The organism is Oleiphilus sp. HI0117 (genome assembly GCF_001635235.1).
In genome coordinates this window covers 1-868 of record NZ_LWGA01000521.1, presented here as the reverse complement: position 1 = coordinate 868, position 868 = coordinate 1, and the positions used below count along the sequence as shown (strand labels likewise).

General features: G+C 44.7%; 1 protein-coding gene. It reads right to left on the bottom strand.

All coding sequences use genetic code 11. The features are described 5' to 3' along the window. On the bottom strand, positions 1-779 hold a 779-nt coding region (locus A3757_RS05820), incomplete at its 3' end, for a metallophosphoesterase (protein ID WP_068739301.1). Positions 780-868: the final 89 nt, after the last annotated feature.

The following is an 868-nucleotide window of genomic DNA, read 5'->3' as shown; positions in this document are numbered from 1 at the left end:
GTCAGTAATTGCTGCTTCTCTATCGCCGACAAAGGACGCTCAGCCATTTCTGGCGGCAGTGGGTCGGGTTGAAAGACAACATCATTGTATATCTGGGGATCATCACTCCAGAACTTTGTGCGAAACATGCTTCTCGCCAAGCCATCTTTGCCTAGAATGGTTTCACCGTTTGGCAGCTCCAATGCGGTACCGCGAGTTAACTTGTCAATAATTCGGCTAGCGAAAGAACCAGAGACCGCAGACTCGTGCAAAAAGTCCATACTAATGCAATGGTCTGGGGAATAAGATTTTAAACGTTCAATCGCTAAACTATCCCAACAAGCATGAACCACTCGGAAGTCTTCTTTTTCAATAAAAAGAGGGATTTCATGAAACCACGATAGAAACTTGTGCCATTCGGAGCGATGAGCATCAAACTGCTCCAAGGTCTCTCGAATAAGTCTGTGATGACGAGCGTTGTGCTCGCGCAAATACTGCATGCCACTACCTTGACGACCCTCTGTGCAGTAACACATTGCATTGTATTCGTGATTGCCCAGGACAATTTCGGCCTGCGATTGGTCGACCATGTCTTTTACAATATGCAGAGCTTCTCGAATTCGAGGGCCTCTATCAACAATATCACCCACAAAAATCACTTTGCGTTGCGGATGACGGTAGCAACCTTGCTTGTTCTCATAACCCATCTTTTTCAACAGACGTTCAAGGGAGTTACCACAACCATGAATATCACCAATCAGGTCATAGCCTTGCTTAACTTTTTTCTTAACAAATGCCATCTATTAACTACTTATCAGGTTATTGGCCCAGCCTAATTTCTCTCTACAGGTTTCATAGAAGTTATGAGAGGTAGGGTGAATCAAACGCA